This window comes from Sphingobacterium sp. 1.A.4, from assembly GCF_002734245.1.
Taxonomy (GTDB): Bacteria; Bacteroidota; Bacteroidia; order Sphingobacteriales; family Sphingobacteriaceae; genus Sphingobacterium; species Sphingobacterium tenebrionis.
This window is the reverse complement of sequence record NZ_PEAZ01000083.1, coordinates 1-17,284: the sequence shown is the minus strand read 5'-3', so window position 1 is coordinate 17,284 and position 17,284 is coordinate 1. Positions and strand designations below refer to the sequence as shown.

17 protein-coding genes are annotated in these 17,284 nt (G+C 41.8%); 14 read left to right on the top strand and 3 right to left on the bottom strand.

Annotated elements, in window-relative coordinates:
* A partial coding sequence (locus tag CRJ00_RS14110; protein ID WP_144038161.1) for a transposase occupies positions 1 to 342 on the bottom strand: 342 nt, incomplete at its 3' end.
* Positions 343 to 490: 148 nt separating this feature from the next.
* On the bottom strand, positions 491 to 817 hold the full coding sequence (locus CRJ00_RS14105) for a DUF4342 domain-containing protein (protein ID WP_099367409.1): 327 nt from the start codon (positions 815 to 817) through the stop codon (positions 491 to 493).
* A gap of 214 nt (positions 818 to 1,031) precedes the next feature.
* On the opposite strand from CRJ00_RS14105, the gene CRJ00_RS14100 reads away from it, so the two are divergent.
* From CRJ00_RS14100 to pstB, 13 genes are all read left to right on the top strand, one after another.
* On the top strand, positions 1,032 to 1,580 hold the full coding sequence (locus tag CRJ00_RS14100; RefSeq protein ID WP_099367408.1) for a YeeE/YedE family protein: 549 nt from the start codon (positions 1,032 to 1,034) through the stop codon (positions 1,578 to 1,580).
* 3 nt (positions 1,581 to 1,583) lie between these two features.
* The gene (locus tag CRJ00_RS14095) at positions 1,584 to 1,997 is read left to right on the top strand and encodes a DUF6691 family protein (RefSeq protein ID WP_099367407.1); all 414 of its coding nucleotides are present in this window, start codon (positions 1,584 to 1,586) and stop codon (positions 1,995 to 1,997) included.
* Positions 1,998 to 2,079: 82 nt separating this feature from the next.
* Complete coding sequence (locus CRJ00_RS14090) at positions 2,080 to 3,462, top strand: MBL fold metallo-hydrolase (protein WP_099367406.1); 1,383 nt, start codon at positions 2,080 to 2,082, stop codon at positions 3,460 to 3,462.
* Positions 3,463 to 3,468: 6 nt separating this feature from the next.
* Positions 3,469 to 4,095, top strand: coding sequence for a Crp/Fnr family transcriptional regulator (locus CRJ00_RS14085; protein ID WP_099367405.1), 627 nt, complete (start codon positions 3,469 to 3,471; stop codon positions 4,093 to 4,095).
* Between the two features lie 16 nt (positions 4,096 to 4,111).
* Positions 4,112 to 4,510, top strand: coding sequence for a hypothetical protein (locus tag CRJ00_RS14080; RefSeq protein ID WP_099367404.1), 399 nt, complete (start codon positions 4,112 to 4,114; stop codon positions 4,508 to 4,510).
* 80 nt (positions 4,511 to 4,590) lie between these two features.
* Positions 4,591 to 5,952 (top strand): TolC family protein, encoded by a 1,362-nt coding sequence (locus CRJ00_RS14075; protein WP_099367403.1) that lies wholly within the window; start codon positions 4,591 to 4,593, stop codon positions 5,950 to 5,952.
* Between the two features lie 3 nt (positions 5,953 to 5,955).
* Positions 5,956 to 9,102, top strand: a complete 3,147-nt coding sequence (locus tag CRJ00_RS14070) for an efflux RND transporter permease subunit (protein ID WP_099367402.1) — start codon at positions 5,956 to 5,958, stop codon at positions 9,100 to 9,102.
* Positions 9,103 to 9,106: 4 nt separating this feature from the next.
* A complete protein-coding gene (locus tag CRJ00_RS14065) occupies positions 9,107 to 10,186 on the top strand; it encodes an efflux RND transporter periplasmic adaptor subunit (protein ID WP_180268496.1) in 1,080 nt (359 codons plus the stop codon).
* An 18-nt stretch (positions 10,187 to 10,204) separates the two neighbouring features.
* A complete protein-coding gene (locus tag CRJ00_RS14060; protein ID WP_099367400.1) occupies positions 10,205 to 10,849 on the top strand; it encodes a TlpA family protein disulfide reductase in 645 nt (214 codons plus the stop codon).
* A 362-nt stretch (positions 10,850 to 11,211) separates the two neighbouring features.
* Complete coding sequence (locus CRJ00_RS14055; protein ID WP_099367399.1) at positions 11,212 to 12,087, top strand: substrate-binding domain-containing protein; 876 nt, start codon at positions 11,212 to 11,214, stop codon at positions 12,085 to 12,087.
* Positions 12,077 to 12,967: a phosphate ABC transporter permease subunit PstC gene (gene pstC, locus CRJ00_RS14050; RefSeq protein ID WP_099367398.1), complete on the top strand. Its 891-nt coding sequence runs from the start codon at positions 12,077 to 12,079 to the stop codon at positions 12,965 to 12,967. Before CRJ00_RS14055 ends, pstC begins: the two co-directional genes overlap by 11 nt.
* On the top strand, positions 12,957 to 13,814 hold the full coding sequence (pstA, locus tag CRJ00_RS14045) for a phosphate ABC transporter permease PstA (RefSeq protein ID WP_099367397.1): 858 nt from the start codon (positions 12,957 to 12,959) through the stop codon (positions 13,812 to 13,814). The genes pstC and pstA overlap by 11 nt, the downstream gene beginning before the upstream one ends.
* A complete protein-coding gene (gene pstB / locus CRJ00_RS14040; protein WP_099367396.1) occupies positions 13,804 to 14,550 on the top strand; it encodes a phosphate ABC transporter ATP-binding protein PstB in 747 nt (248 codons plus the stop codon). Before pstA ends, pstB begins: the two co-directional genes overlap by 11 nt.
* Before the next feature lie 70 nt (positions 14,551 to 14,620).
* Here pstB and CRJ00_RS14035 read toward each other — a convergent pair whose 3' ends face one another.
* The gene (locus CRJ00_RS14035) at positions 14,621 to 16,150 is read right to left on the bottom strand and encodes a SulP family inorganic anion transporter (protein ID WP_099367395.1); all 1,530 of its coding nucleotides are present in this window, start codon (positions 16,148 to 16,150) and stop codon (positions 14,621 to 14,623) included.
* Between the two features lie 143 nt (positions 16,151 to 16,293).
* Between CRJ00_RS14035 and CRJ00_RS14030 the strand changes: the two genes are divergently transcribed.
* Entirely contained in the window at positions 16,294 to 16,770 is a 477-nt protein-coding gene (locus CRJ00_RS14030; RefSeq protein ID WP_099367394.1) for a hypothetical protein, read from the top strand.
* The last annotated feature ends 514 nt before the right edge of the window (positions 16,771 to 17,284 follow it).

Genomic DNA, 17,284 nt, shown 5'->3' with positions numbered 1-17,284 from the left:
CTTAAGACGCTTTCCCCTGAAATAATTGATCGTACGGTAATCCGGTGTACTGTTGCCCGAAAGCCACATGAAATGGATGTTCTCGTGCAGGGCGCGCTCGATCTTGCGGCAAGAATAGATATTGCTCAGATACGCGTAGAACAGTACCTTAATGAGCATCCTGGGATGGAAACTGGTCGTTCCCCCTCCTTTATACTGACGGATGATATGTTCCAGATCCAACTGGTCAACAACCTGGCTCACCAACCGAACAGGATGGTTCAAGGGGATACGGTCTAAAATATTCTCAGGAAAAAGAATAGGACTATTGGATGGAAGCGCTTTGAATTGTATGTTTGCCATATTGTTTTTTGGTTGCACCTTAAGATACAAAATCTTGAGGACAAAAAACAGAAAAACCCCGCCATTTTTTAATGACGGGGTTCTCTTTTAAGAGACCTTTTTAGACAGCCTCTTTTTCCTTAATAATCTAAAAATTAGTGCGTGTCGATTAATGAACTTCGATCGTCGTACCTTCCGATTTTTCTTCCGTTGGAGGAGTTACCGGTACTTCTGGGTTTTCTTCTGTTTCTGCTGCTTTATCGGTACGTTCAACAGTAATCTTACATTCTGTTAATAAGGCCGCAATAGCGCCTACAGCTGCGAAGATAGGTGCTAAAACCACACCTATGACACCCAAGGTAACTGGGAAATTCATGATCTCTTTACCGTTTTTATCGGTAATCGTGATTTTTGTAACATTGCCTTCTGCAATTAATTCTTTGATTCTTTTTAATAAGTTCTCGCCTGTTACGGTGAATGTTTCTTTAATTGACATAACTTTATCGTTTTTATTGTTTAATCTATTTGCTTTCGCTTTTAATTTATATCCAAAAGTACTTGAAGTTAAACAAAACCAAGCAGATAAATAGGTCAATCCACGTCATTTTTCGGTAATTGACTATAATTTATCGGTGAATATACTTTTCGTAACTTAGGTTACCGAACGGGGAGGAGGAAGTAGCTACCTTTGCGTAAAATATTTTAAAACTATGGAATTACTAATGGGGCCTTGGCCTTGGTATGTCGGAGGAGCGATCGTGGCTTTGGTCATGGTAGCCCTCGTTTTTTTAGGGAAGAGCTTCGGATTCTCTTCCAATTTTCGAAATATCTGTTCCATGATTGGCGCAGGAAAAAGTTGTAGCTTTTTTGATTTCAATTGGAAATCACAACAATGGAACCTGCTGTTCTTAGTCGGTGCGGTGCTTGGCGGGTTTCTATCCGCACATTATCTATCCAATGATCAGATTCCAGCCATTTCAGATACTACCGTTACGCAATTGAGGGGTATGGGCTTTGAAAGCGCAGGTACGGCCTATGCGCCAACTGAAATCTTTGGGGATTTATCGGTTAAGAACATCATTTTATTAGCAATAGGTGGTTTGTTGATCGGTTTTGGAACCCGCTATGCCGGTGGTTGTACTTCGGGACATGCCATTTCCGGATTAAGCGACCTGCAATGGCCTTCTTTGGTTGCCGTGATGGGTTTCTTCATTGGCGGTTTGATCATGGTTCATGTTTTATTCCCTTTTATTTTTTAAGCGATGAGAAAATTGATATATATATTATTAGGTGTGGTATTTGGTATGGCGATGTATAAAGCCGAAGCTGCATCTTGGTTTAGAATCTATGAAATGTTCAATTTCCAATCCTTCCACATGTATGGTTTTATAGGTACTGCGCTGATAATTGGTGTAATTGCCTTTCAGATCATCAAAAGGAATCAAAAGAAAGATGTGGATGGAAATGCCATCGTGATTCCTCCGAAAGCTAAATCCATCCCCAGATACCTGATCGGTGGTATCTTATTCGGATTGGGGTGGGCATTGGTTGGTGCATGTCCGGGACCCATATTTGTTTTGATCGGTGCAGGTGTATATCCGATGATCATTGTCGCTGTCTTTGCTGTATTGGGAACCTATATTTATGGAATGGTGAAAGATAAATTACCTCATTAATATTTTGTCTGTAACATAAGTAACTAAGAATCTTCCCAATTCAAATTAAATTTGTATAATTAAAAATAATTAAGGAGAGTTTATGTTTTTTCAACAAGTATATGACAAGACCCTTGCACAAGCAAGTTATTTTATTGGATGCCAAGCAAAGAATGAAGCCATTGTAATTGATGCCCAACGGGATGTGGATGTTTATCTGGAGATTGCCAAACAGAACAACATGAAAATCACCCATATAGCTGAAACCCATATACATGCTGATTTTTTGGCCGGATCTCGCGAATTGGCTGCAGCAACCGGCGCTCAATTATACCTTTCTGATGAAGGTGGAGAAAATTGGCAATATGAATTTCCGCATGTAGGATTGAAAGAGGGTGATAAAATCACGGTAGGAAATCTTTCCTTGACAGTGATGCATACACCCGGCCACACGCCAGAAAGCATCAGCTTTATATTACGTGATCATCCGGCTTCTGATGAGCCTGTCATGATTTTCACAGGTGACTTTGTGTTTGTCGGTGACATCGGTAGACCTGACTTGTTGGAAGAGGCTGCAGGCTTGGTTGGAACCAAAGAAATCGGGGCGGAGCAGATGTTCAACTCCTTAAAACGCTTTGCAGAATTACCGGATTATGTTCAGGTATGGCCAGGCCACGGGGCAGGATCTGCCTGTGGAAAAGCCTTGGGTTCCGTACCGAGTAGCACGGTGGGTTATGAAAAACTACGTAATTGGGCTTTTCAATATGGAGATGACTATGAAGGCTTCAAGAATTACCTGTTGAGTGATCAGCCAGAAGCACCTTATTACTTCGCCATGATGAAAAAATTAAATAAGGTGAATAGGCCACTCTTGGTGGAAGTACCGGAACATCCTACCGTATCCCTAGAGGAAGCGCAGCAGCATCAACCGGTTACCCTGATTGATACCCGACATAAAAATGAATTTGCTAAAGGACATATCAAAGGGGCAATAAACATCCAAAACAATAAAGCATTAGCAAATTGGGCAGGCTGGATGATCGGCTATGATGAAAATCTGGTCATCATTGCAGATGAAGGCGCGCAGGAAGAAATTACACGGAAACTGATGCGAATTGGTTTGGATAATATCAAGGCATTTGTAACCAATCTAGCTGGCGAAGAATTAGTGCCAACTAAGCTGTTGGAGGCCGATGAAGTAGAATCCAAGAAAGATCAGGAAGATACTGTACTGCTGGATGTTCGGAGTAGATCAGAATTCAAGAATGCACATATTCCAGGAGCAGAGCATCGTTTTATCGGAAGCTTAAGAAAACAATTGCCAAACGACCTGAAGGATAAGGATATCATTATTCAATGCCAGTCAGGTGATCGAGCAACTATTGCATACTCCTATTTGGAGAAAAATGGGTTTGAAAACCTTTATAATTACGCCGGAAGTTTCCTGGATTGGAAAGCTAAAGGTAAAACAACGACCCCAGCATAGCATTTGATGAACATCATTGAAAATGCCTATAGCGGAATTTTAGAGCCCGCCTTAATCGAAGAGATTGAGGCGGTTGCTTTGATTAAAGAGTTTGATGCAGGGGATATTATTGTCGATATCGGTCAATATATCCGGTCTATGCCCTTATTGTTGTCTGGCGCTATAAAAATTGTGCGCGAGGATGAAGAAAGGGGTGAAGTACTTTTGTATTACCTGGCACAAGGGGAAACCTGTACCATGTCCATTGCCTGCTGCATGGGAAATAAAAAAAGTGAAATCCGTGCACAGGCAGAAATGCCTACCACGGTAGCCATGATCCCCAACCATTTTCTCAACGATTGGATGGTCAAATATAATTCCTGGCGAAATTTTATCCTCAACAGCTATTCTTCTCGAATGAATGAAATGTTGGGTGCCATAGATAATTTGGCATTTTCCAATATGGAAGAACGCATATTGAACTACCTCAAAGAAAAGGTGAAGCTTACGAATGATCGGATCTTGACTTTAACCCATCAGGAGATGGCTTCAGATCTGAACAGCTCTAGGGTTGTAATTTCTCGGATCCTTAAAAAACTGGAGCATGAGGATAAAATTGTTCTTTTACGAAACGAAATCAGGGTATTGATTTAATTCTTATCTTTGTCATATGCTGGAAACATTAAACAAGTCAACATTACAGATCGGAATGCTAGCCAAGGTGCTGGGCATTTTTCTGGTCTTCGTATTGACGTCTTGTCCGTTGAAGGCTTCCATCAAACAAAGTTTCGGCCAAGAGCAGAGCATCGAAAACCGAAACAATAAATCGCTTCGATTTGAAAATTTGATGGAGCAGACCACACTGGAATGTAGTTCTTCCACAGAACTCTTCAATGGATCGAAGATGCATCATGCGGAGGTTCAATTCCAACCAGCTTTAATCGCGTTAGGATTGGTATTCCTTTTCGCTTATTTCATGAACCCTCGTGAAAAAGTGGAATATGCATGGGATACAACCAAACTGAACCTCAACCCTTCCTTAATTCAACTCAATAGATTGAATATTTAGGCCTCTTTGCTTTAGGATAATTTTATCCTAATCCCCCCATTTATTATATCATTCTTTTACCATTTTATTTAAATACAACTATGTTTTTAAAGAAGAAAAACATGTTGCTGTTGTTTTTTCTATGGATTGCAAATGCTGCCTCTGCGCAGGATCTGCAAGCGATCTGGGAGAGCACCAAGCAATATTATAAAGGATTTGAGGAGAAAAAGCAAGGAATCTTATTGGCAAAGCAGGATAGTCTAGCCCGCTTGCTACTTTATAAACCTCAGGTCCAAATACAATTCCAACAAGGCCTCAGTACTGCTGAAGGTGGTACGGGTGCTTTTATACCTTTGGCGGGTATTGTCAATGTAAATGCCAGTGATGCTATTCAAGGTGATAAGCATCTTTTCAATCATTATTTATCCGGTATCATGACCTGGGATTTTCTTCGTTTTGGGAAACGGGATCTAGATAAACAGATTGGTCATGCCCAAGTTCGTCAATCCGTATTGAAGGAATCACTATTTGAACTTCAGCTCCAAGAGCAGTTGATCGCTCGATTTATGAACCTCCAGTATTTAGAGGTTATGGTGACATGGTATACACAACAGCTAAAACACTATCGCCTGATGTTGTCCATTAGCCGAAACCTGGCGGAAGCTGGGATAAAACCTGCTGCGGATTCGCTGATCGCTAAATCTGCTTTACATCAGATGGAAAGCAATCTCACCCTGCTTCAAGGAAGAAAGGAGGGCGCAAAATTCTTATTGAAAGAGTTTATTGGGCAAGAGGTGGATTGGACCAATGATCGAAATGGGAGAAAATTCATGATGGTTGTCAATCGGGTACCTCAAGATTCGCTTATCCATCCGGAAATCAACATGGAATTAGCGGCCTTGAACCGATTAGCGTTAGTTCAGCAACGGCATGAAAAGGAAAAATTACCCAGGTTCTTATTGCTCGGTGGTTTATCGAACCGTAGTTCCTCGATGAATTCGGCCGGGGAAATACGTGCGAATTATGGGCAATTGTACGATCGGTTTTCCAATAATTATTTTCTTGGTGTAGGAGTTACCTGGAACTTTCAGCAGTTTCTAAAAGGGGCTTCTGATAAAAAATATGCGCAAATAAAGTATCAGGAAAAAAGCTATGCCACAGTATTATTGAAAGCCAAACAGGAGGCCGTTTCAGCTGATTTGGAAGCGCAGGTACTTGCTGCAGAAACCAGTATGAACCTTGCGAGAAAAAGTATGCAAGATGCGGAAAAAGCACAGGAGATGTACCGCACGCGCTATGAGGGCGGGCTTATCAATCTGACGGAATTGTTGCAAGTTCAGGACATGCTATTGCAAACCTCACTCAAAGAAGTGAATGCCTATCGGGATTATTGGAAACTACTTATTTCATGGAGTTATCAACGAGCTGATTTCAGCTTATTTTTTAATCATTTCAACGGATAGGATATGAATTTAATACGATTAGGCCTACGAAAACCAGTAGCTGTGATCATGTTCGTACTTGCAGTTGTCTACTTTTCATGGCCAGTAATAAAAAAATTAAAAGTGGATATCTTTCCAGAGATTGAATCGCCGGCCATGTACATTGCCATGCCTTATGGGGGGCTATCTCCAGCTTATATGGATGGGTTTATGGCCAATGAATTTCAGAAGGTGCTACTTTTTGTGAACGGAGTCAAGGAGTTGGATTTTAAAAGTGTGCAAGGACTTACCCTTATGAAGCTGACTTTCTATCCAGGAACCGATATGTCTCAGGCATCTGCAGAGATCAGTATGCAGGTTTCAAGGGCGATGGGCTTTCTTCCTGCGGGTGCAGTACCGCCGATGGTCGTTCGCTTTGATGCCAGTTCGCTACCCGTTGGTCAATTGGTCTTTGATTCCGATCAACATTCGGTAACAGAACTGCAAACCATGGCGATCACGAAGGTCCGACCCATGTTTGTCAATATTCCCGGGATTACAGCTCCGGCACCTTTTGGCGGGAACATGCGCAGTTTGGTGGTCAATATTGACCCTCAACGGATGAAAGCGGCAGGATTAAGTCCGGAGGAAATCACCTTGGCGATCACCAAGAATTCCATTCCATCTCCTGCGGGCAATGTTCGGATCGGTGATAAAAACCTGATGGCGCCGATGAACAGTATTTCTTCGGGGATTTCGGAGTTTCTGGAAACTCCCATTAAAAAGCTAGCCGGAAGGACCATTTTTGTGGGCGATGTTGCCACGGTTATGGATGCTGCCGATCAGACAGTAGGCTATGCGGTTATCAATGGCAAACGATCGGTCTATCTCCCGATCATTAAAAAGCCGGATGCCTCTACCTTAGATGCGGTGGAAAACCTCAAGAATGCCTTGCCCATGCTGGAAAATCTACTTCCCGATGGCGTCAAGATAAATTATGCCTTCGATCAATCGATCTACATTGAAAGATCTTTGTCCAATTTGATTTTCGAAGGGGTGCTTGGCGCATTGTTAACCGGATTGATGGTGTTTTTGTTCCTTGGTGATTCTCGTGGCTCCTTGATCGTAATCCTGACGATTCCGATCGCTATCCTATCAAGTGTTGTAACGCTCCATTTTTTCGGACAAAGCATTAATATCATGACGCTTTCGGGTTTAGCACTTTCGATCGGTATCCTCGTCGATGAGGCTACCGTGACGATTGAGAATATACACCAGCACCTGGAAATGGGAAAACAGAAGTCAAGAGCGATACTGGATGCCTTGTTGGAAATATCCACCGCGAAATTATTGATTCTGCTCAGTATCCTTGCCGTGCTCACCCCGGCCTTATTGATGGAAGGGATCCCTAGGGATATGTTCATGCCTTTATCCATGGCTGTAGCATTTGCTATGATTGCTTCTTTTATCGCTTCGCAGACTTTTGTGCCCATCATGGCCAATTGGATCATGAAGTTTAAACCTCATAAAAGGAAAAAGAAATCCTTTTTGGAAAAGCTATCAATCCGGTACCAATACCATCTGCGCCGAGGTTTTAAGAACTCAGGCTGGAGGATTGCGGGTTATTTTTCTGTTGCCAGCTTATTATTGGTATTGACGATCAGTATGTTGGGAACCGAGATCATGCCTAAATCTGAAGGGGGTGATTTTCAATTAAGAATTCGGATGCCAAATGGGACCAGATTAGAACGTACCGAAGAAACCGTAAAACAATTGACCCGAAGCATTCAAGAAGCTTTGCCGGCAAACAGCCTGAAAATCAGTTCCGCTTTCATTGGGATGCACCCTTCTGCAAATCCTATCAATCCTATCTTCCTATTTACCAATAGTACGGGCGAAGCGGTGCTGCAGCTTTCCATGGATAAAAAGAAATTGGAAATGGGTACCGATGAGTTTAAAGAATTTGTGCGGAACCATTTGAAAGAGCGCTATCCAGCAGTCAATTTTAATTTTGAACCCATTGAATTGATGGAAAAAATCATTAGCCAAGGGTCGATGAGTCCAGTTGAGGTCAAGGTAAGTGCAGGTCAATTGAAAACGGCTGCTAAGCATGCGCAAAAGATTAAAGACTTGATGGCCGAGTATCCTTTTATTAGGGATCTCCAGATTGCAGAGCCCATTAACTATCCTAGTATTGATATCAAGATCGACCGGAAACGATTGGCGGATTTTGATCTGACGGTTCAGGAGGTTTCCCGAAATATTTCTGCTACGACATCTTCCACCCGGTTTACCGATAAGAATTTATGGGTAGATCCACGGTCAGGACTGGTGTTCCAGGTACAGGTTCAGGTGCCGGAAAATCTTATCCAAACTGTAGAGGATCTGAAGGCCATTCCTGTGAAAAAGGGCAGTTCCTTTCCTTTGTTGGCCGATATCGCAACGATTACGGCAAAGGAAATGCCGGCGCAGGTTAATCGTCGGGGACCGAATCGCTATGTGAGTATCATCGCTGATGTACATGAAAAAGATCTGGGTGCTGCCAATAGGATGATAAATGAAGTATTGGAAAAGGTAGGCGAACCCGAAAAGGGTGTTCGTGTTTGGAAGGAAGGATCAACAGTCTTGTTGGAGGAGACCTTAATGGGGTTATTATCGGGTTTGTCCATCGCCATCGTGTTGATTTTCTTTATGATGTCGGCCTATTACCAATCGCTTCGAATAGCTCTTATTATATTGACCGTTGTACCAGCGGTGATCGCGGGGAGCGGGCTGATGATCTGGATAGGCGGAAGTACCTTGAATCTGCAATCCTACATGGGGATTATTATGTCCATTGGGGTATCGATTTCGAATGCGGTGTTATTGGTGAATCAGGCAGAATGGAATCGAAAGAAATTGAATTTATCTGCTTCTAGCGCAGTACTATTATCAGCAAGGTCTCGTTTTCGTCCCATTCTGATGACAGCTATGGCCATGCTTGGCGGTATGTTGCCTATGGCATTGGGAATGGGCGATGGCGGCGAACAGGTGGCGCCATTGGGTCAAGCCGTGATTGGAGGTCTGTTAAGTTCCACCGTGGTCATTCTTCTGATTCTACCGATGATCTTCGGGAAGATCATGAAAAAAGCAAGCTATATGGATCCATCGCTGGATCCTGAGGATTTGAACAGTAAATTTTATGAAGGTTAAAAACATGAAAATAGTATATTTTTTTGCGGGCATTTTGCTATTGGCTGGATGTCAGGCTCCGAGCAAAGAACCCAAACAGGAGCAAGTTCACCAGGCATTGAAAGTGGAGGTTATACAACCTGAGAAACTTCATCCATCCTTTATCCTGAAATTACCAGGCGCCTTGGAACCCAATGAAAGTTTGGATGTGTATGCCAAGGTGAAGGGATTTGTAAAAAGGATTCATGTAGATGTTGGGGATAAGGTGCGTAAGGGACAGGTTTTAGCGACGCTGGAAGCGCCCGAAATGGATCTGCAATCTACCGCAGATTTAGCGAGATCGCAACAACTGGAGGCGAATCTTGCGGTAAGTAAACAACGATATGAGCGGATTCGGAAAGTTTCCCAGAATCAGCCAGGTGCGGTTTCTGCCTTGGAATTGGAACAGGCTTATGGGAATTTATTACGGGATAGTTCGGCAGTTCAGGAAAGTAGGTTTTCACATCGAAAAACTGCACAACTTAAAGAATATCTGGTAGTGAGGGCACCTTTTTCCGGCATCATTACCAGCCGAAATTATTCTATTGGTGCACTGATTGGAGATACGGGTATACCTATCTTCCGTTTGGTGGAAAACGACAGGCTTAAATTAAAGGTTACTGTTCCTGAAGTTCATGCACAAGCTATTTCGGATAGTACAAGGGCAGTCTTTTCCGTGTTGGGTTCGCCAGAAAGTAGTTTTGAAGCACGGGTGAAGCGGAATGCGAAGGTGATCGATCCAGTGACAAAGGCCTTGGCCCTGGAATTTGAAATTCCTAATCAGGACGGGAGATTGAATGGTGGGGATTACGCGGATGTGAAGCTGCATTTGAAGAGAGAGAGGCCTACTTTTTTTGTACCTCAGCAAGCTGTGATACATAGTCAATCTGGGATTTTTGTTCTAGGATTGAATGATCGGCAGGAGGTGCAGCGTATTCCGGTTAAAATTGGACAGGAGCTGGATGGGAAAGTGGAGATCTTTGCCAACCTAACAGGAGAGGAAGTATTATTGAAAAAGGCTTCCGAAGAAATAATTAATGGTCAAAAAGTTCAGATATTAAAATAATCTATAGAAATTTAAATAATGAAAAAATTAAATCTAAGTATCGTTGCGCTGGCAATGGTTTTCATGACTTGGTCATGTGGAAATGCGGAAAACAATAAGGGAAGTGTTTCAAAGGATTCCTTGGGGAATGAGGATGTGGAGCAGGTTGCGGGTGCGGAAGCAGCAGGGATGGAAGCTGGCCAGGTGGAAGGACATTCTAAGGGGCAAGTGGAAGGGCAAGTGGAGGGCCAAGCGGTTTCAGATATGCAGGCCAGCTTTAAGAATATCAATGGCGAGACCGTTTCGTTAAAGGATTTGAAAGGGAAGGTTGTCGTGATGAATTTTTGGGCGACTTGGTGTCCGCCATGTATTAAAGAGTTGCCTTCTCTTCAAAAATTAAGTAAGGAGCTTGCTGGTGAAAAGGATATTGTTTTTATGGCTATAGAGGTGGATCAGGATATTGATAAGGCAGCAAAATTCATGGCAAAGAATAAGTATACACTTCTTTTGTATACGTTGGATTCGCCACTACCGGCAGAACTGGCAAGTGAATCTATTCCGGTTACCGTGGTGTTGGCAAAGAATGGTGATATTGTAGGAAAGCATGTAGGGATGATGGATTTTGGATCTGAAAAACTGAAACAGGGTTTGATTGATCTGACGAAAGAGAATATCAGGAAGTAGGCTTCGCGTCATTGCGAGGAGGTACGACGAAGCAATCTTTAGCCATGTCATGCTGAGCGAAGTCGAAGCATCTACATGTGGTACCCGTGCAGATCCTTCGACGTTGCTCAGGATGACAAAGGTGATACACATGTTTAATAAAGAGAAAGATTGCTTCGTTCCTCGCAATGACGTAATACTTCGCAATGACGTATTACCTCGCAATGACGTAATTTCTCCCATTGACGCTGCCCTTCCCAATGACCCTTATTAATATTCTATTAATAACTTTTTTACATTCCTCTAACATAAATCCAAACACACAAGGATACGTTAATAATCCCTTAACATTGTGTTAATATTGATTTGTCAATTTTGTGGGGATGAAAAAAAGGTCTTTAATAGAGGGGACAATAATTTGCCTCTTAGGAGTTTTAAGTTTAACTAGCTGTAGTAACAACACGAACTCCATCAAAATGAAAGGATCGGATACGGAGGTTAACCTAGCTGTTAATCTTGCTGAGAACTTTACCAAACTAGATCCAACTTTTAGCATAGCGATTTCCGGTGGTGGTTCAGGATTAGGGATTACATCCTTGATGAATGGCCAAGCTGACATTGCCAATTCTTCTCGCCCCTTATCGGAGGAAGAAAAGCAACAGTTCAAAGATTTGAACATTGCGATCAAAACAGTCGTATTCGCAGAGGATGCCACTGCTTTTGTAGTCCATAAAGACCTGCCTTTGGATGAAATCGACACAGAAACCTTATCAAAAATTCTTTCAGGTGAGATTAAAAATTGGTCTGAAATAACAGAATTCAAATATCCCATCAATATTTACGGTAGACAGAGCAGTTCTGGTACCCACTCCTTCGTCAAGAAAAAATTGAAGATGGAGTTCACCAATGCTGCCAAAGAAATGACGGGGAATGCCCAGATTTTGGAAGGTGTTAAAGCTGACAAAACGGGGATTGGATATGTTGGTGCCGGATATGTTGCCCATGATCCTTCCGCTAGTCAAGGTGTTAAGATTCTGAAAATCAAAGATAAAGAGGAGTTGGGTGCCATCTCGCCTTTAGATCAGAGCGCCATCAATGCCGGTACGTATTTTTTCCAAAGACCATTATATCAATTTATCCTCGCTGATTCCTGGGAGAAAGTCCGTCCGTTCATCAATTTCGAACGTAGTGAATCTGGACGACAGTTGATTTCAGACCATGGTTATTATATCCTAGAAAATCAAAAAAATGAAATATAAGGCTAGACTTTCGCTAGATGTTGTTTTTAAATACATTTTTAAAGCAACAGGATTTTTGGTATTGGCGCTTTTAGGCGGAATCCTTGCCATGTTGATCTATAATTCCTTTTCCTTCTTCCTGGATGTAAAACCTTTGGATTTTATCACCGGTATGGAATGGAATCCAACTGGGAAAGTGCCAAAATACGGTATGTTACCTTTGATCATCAGCACCACCATCGTTACGTTTGGCGCCATGATCATCGCCATACCTCTAGGTATTGGTACAGCCGCTTTTATTGCGGAATACGCCAGTCCAAGATTGAAGAATATTCTTAAACCGACCATTGAAATGTTGGCCGCCATACCATCGGTTGTAATCGGATTCTTGGGTATTGTGGTGGTAAGCCCAGGAATCGCCAGTTTAGCCGATCTTTCCAACGGATTGAATGCGTTGAATGGTGCTATCCTGTTGGCAGTAATGGCACTTCCAACCATTATTACCGTAGCAGAAGATGCAATACACGCCGTGCCAAAAACATATAAAGAAGCAAGTTATGGGGTTGGAGCTACCAAATGGCAAACTTTATTGAATGTGGTTATTCCAGCAGCTGCCCCAGGTATTATTGCTGCGGTGATGTTGGGCGTTGGACGTGCCATAGGTGAAACCATGACGGTATTGATGGCTACCGGAAATGCCTCCATTTTACCGAGCAGCATGTTCGATTCCGTAAAAACAATGACGGCAACCATTGCCATTGAGATGGGAGAGGTGCCTTATCAAACTACCCATTATTTCGCACTATACGCCATTGCCACGGTATTATTCATCATGACCTTGGGCGCGAATCTATTGGGAGAATATTTTATTAACCGTTTCAGAAAGTACCATGCGCAGTAAGACTTTTAGATTTTCCAGTATCATTGAATGGGGTACTTTATTGATCAGTACCTTATTGGTATGTTTCTTTTTGGTTGTTGTACTTTGGGAAATCATTTCCAAAGGGTCTAGCGTCCTTTCCTGGGATTTCGTGACGCAGGTTCCATCGGAAGGTATGACCAAAGGTGGAATAATAACTCCGATCATCGGTACGGTTTTGCTGACCTTGATCACCTCTATCTTTGCCATTCCTTTTGGGGTCTGTTGTGCCATTTATCTCCATGAGTATGCGGAAGATAATTGGTTGACCCGTACCATTAGAGCATCCATCCGTAACTTATCGGGAGTGCCTTCCATTATTTATGGTTTATTCGGTTTGGCTTTATTTGTTCAGGCTTTACAATTCGGTACTTCTTTGGTTGCAGCAGGTCTTACGTTGGGATTATTATCCTTACCCTATATCATCACGACAACGGAAGAAGCATTGATGCGTATCCCGAACAGTACACGTGAAGCAGCATTGGCCGTTGGTGCCACTAAATTTGAGACTATAAAAGATGTCGTTCTTCCTTCGGCCATGTCGGGGATCCTTACAGGGGTTGTATTGACCTTATCCAGGGCAGCAGGAGAGACCGCACCCATCCTTTTTACAGGTGCAGCTTTTTATATCAATGGAACCTCCGGTTTCATCAATCAGGAATTTATGGCATTGCCTTACCATTTATACATGTTGTCTACCCAACATCAGTCTATCGAAGAGGTTCGTCCGATTGCTTATGGTACAGCCTTGGTATTAATCATTGTGGTTTTTCTTTTGAACCTAACCGCATTTTACATTCGTTACAAGTACAGAAAAAATGAAAACTAAATTATTCGCAGAGAATCTAAATATCAGCTTTGGTGCTAAACAAGTATTGAACAACATCAATGTGAATTTTGCAGAAAATCAGATTACCGCATTGATCGGGCCTTCCGGTTGTGGAAAAAGTACCTTATTGCGTTCCTTTAATAGAATGCATGATCTTTCCCCTGATGCAAAAATTGATGGCAGGCTTCAATTGGAAGAATTGGACCTTTACTCGAAAACAGTACCTGTAACGGAGATTAGAAAGCGTATCGGAATGGTGTTTCAAAAAGCAAATCCTTTTCCTAAAAGTATCTATGAGAATATTGCCTATGGCTTGAAGATCAATAACCTTCCGCATGATAAAGCAGTGATCGAAAAGGCATTAAGGGAAGCATTCTTATGGGAAGAGGTAAAGAACGATCTGAAGATGCCTGCCACAAGATTATCCGGTGGTCAGCAGCAACGCCTTTGTATTGCGAGGGCCGTGGCTTTACGTCCAGAGGTTATTTTGATGGATGAACCTTGTTCTGCACTGGATCCGGTGAGCACCTTAAAGATCGAAGATCTGATTACCCATTTAAAAGAGAAATATACGATTGTTATTGTGACACACAATATGCAACAGGCACAACGTATTGCAGATAAAACCGTATTTATGTATTTGGGTGAGGTTAAGGAAGAAGGTCCTACCGCTCAGCTATTTAGGAATCCTGTTAATGAAATGACCGCCAATTATATCAACGGACATTTCGGATAATCGCTTGATTTAAATTCAAATAAGATTTAGCGTTTTATTAATATCATCTTAGGCATTTAAGTGATTTCTTTTATTTCTCCGGCATGACCTTGTAGGTTGGATCTTCTTGGATATTAACCTCGATAATCCCCTTGGCATTTTCCAATAATTTAATAGAATCCTCACTTAAATGTCTTAATATCACGGTTTTTCCTTGTAAGACATATTTGTTGGTCAGTTTGTTCAAGGCATCGATCGCTGACATATCCACCACTCTTGATTCTTTAAAATCTATAATGATCCGTTCTGGATCTTCTTCCAAATGAAATTTATCTAGGAAATGGCTGGTGGATCCAAAAAATAAGGGGCCATATATTTCATAAATCTTATTACCAAATTCATCGGTTGTTTTTCTTGCCCTGATCCTAACCGCACTATCCCATGCAAACACTAAGGCAGAAATAATAACGCCTACAAATACGGCTAAGGCCAGGTTATGGAGAATGACGGTGATAGCAGCTACCAAAAGCCCAACAAAAATATCCGATTTTGGCATTTTAGTGATCATCCTGAGAAATCCCCATTTGAAAGTGGTTATAGCCACCATCATCATGACACCTACCAATGCTGCCATTGGGATTCTTTCGATAAATGGAGCACCCACCAAAATCACGAATAAGATGGTCAATGCGCCAATAATTGCCGATATTTTCGTTCTTGCACCAGCAGATATATTCACTAATGTCTGGGCAACCATAGCACAACCACCCATTCCGGCAAAAAAGCCATTTACTATATTGGCCGTACCTTGGGCGATCGATTCTTTATTCGAACTACCTTTACTGTTGGTCAATTCATCGACCATGCTTAATGTCAATAAAGACTCGATTAATCCAACTGCTGCCATCACCAACGCATATGGGAAAATTATTTCCAATGTTTCCAGGGTAAAAGGCACATTTGGAATATGAAAGCTAGGAAAGGATCCGGAAACTGAAGCAATATCCATCACAATCTTGGTATCAATCCCTGTTAATTGCACCAAACCAAAGATCAATAATATGGCGATCAATGAGGCCGGAATAGCTTTAGTAACCTTAGGGATCAATAATACCAACAAAACGGTTAACCCTGTAAGTCCCAACATGGTCCATAGTTGAGCGCCAGCCATCCATTCCATAACACCATTAACTGGTGTTTTGAATTGGGCAATCTGGGCCATAAAGATGACCACAGCTAATCCGTTCAGGAATCCAAACATAACGGGTTGAGGGATTAAACGCACAAATTTTCCCAGGCGAAAAGCTCCGACCAGGATTTGAAAGACTCCAGCCAAAGCCACTGCGGCAAATAAGTATTCCACACCATGAGTTGCTGCAAGAGCAATTAATACGATGACCGTAGCTCCAGCTCCCCCGGAGACCATCCCTGGTCTGCCCCCTAAAACAGCTGTGATCAAACCCATAAGGAATGCTGCATATAAACCGGTAATAGGAGACAAGCCTGCTAAAATGGCGAAAGATAAAGATTCAGGTATCATGGTCATCGCCACTGTTAACCCTGCTAGTATCTCGTTTTTTAAATTTATTTCCTTAATATTAGGGAGTTGTAATAGAGACATGCCTTGAAAATTATGCTGCAAATATAGGTAGATGTGTGAAAAGCTAGGACAGATATTAAACAAATATTATTTAATTAAATATTTTAATACATAATATAATAATTTATATATTTTTAAGTTTAAATATTAAAACAAAGTATTTTATGAAAAAACTAATGATTTTTGGAGCTTTGGCAGTAGGTGCATTAGCCAGTTGTGTTAATCAAAAGAAAAACACAGAAGATACCAGTTCAGCAGATGGTCAAGTGACAGCAGATTCTAATTTCGTTAAGGTAGAATTTGTTGGGACAAGCAAAAATGAGATTAAGAATAATCAAGGAAAGGCAACACTTTATGCTATTCCAGAACATTTGGCGGATGCGGCAGCAACGGAAATCACCTCAACTACATTTGAAGCAAGCACTTTTCCATTTACTGTAAATTTCCATTTGCCTAATAATCATAAGGCGATGATTCAGCCAGCGGTGAAAGAATCGGATGTGATTAAGTATTATGTGGATTTAGATTGGGATTCAGATGGAAATGGAACGGTGGATTCTGCGGATGTGGCTATTGATTTTGATAAGGAGTTCCCAAATGTGGATATCAAGGGGGAAGTTACTAAGGTTAATATAAAATAGATTTTTTGTGAGGACCTCCGTCATTGCGAGGACCTCCGTCATTGCGAGGAACGAAGCAATCTTTCCGCATGTCATGCTGAGCGAAGTCGAAGCATCTACATGTTGGCCAAGGTACAGATCCTTCGACGCAGCTCAGGATGACACGGTTTGAAGATTGCTTCGTCGTTCCTCCTCGCAATGACGGATAAAACTTCCCGCAATGACGGAAAACCTTTCGCAATGATTGTTATGATTAAACCAACTATTTTTTTACTTTTTTCCTTCAATAGTTTTCCTATCCAAAAAGTTATTTCCAAAAAATTTTTAGAGCTTGATGGCTCAAAATTTTTCAGAATAACTTTTTAGCCCACTTGGCCGATATTTCTTTTTCCCGGGTCTGGTCTTTTCTAGATCTGCGCCTTATTCCTGTCCATATATTTTGACCTATCCCTGATGACTGCGGCAATCCTGAGCGCCAGTTTGTTCTTTATTGCATTCAGTATGCTCATACTGTGCTTGCCCTCTTCCTTTTTTC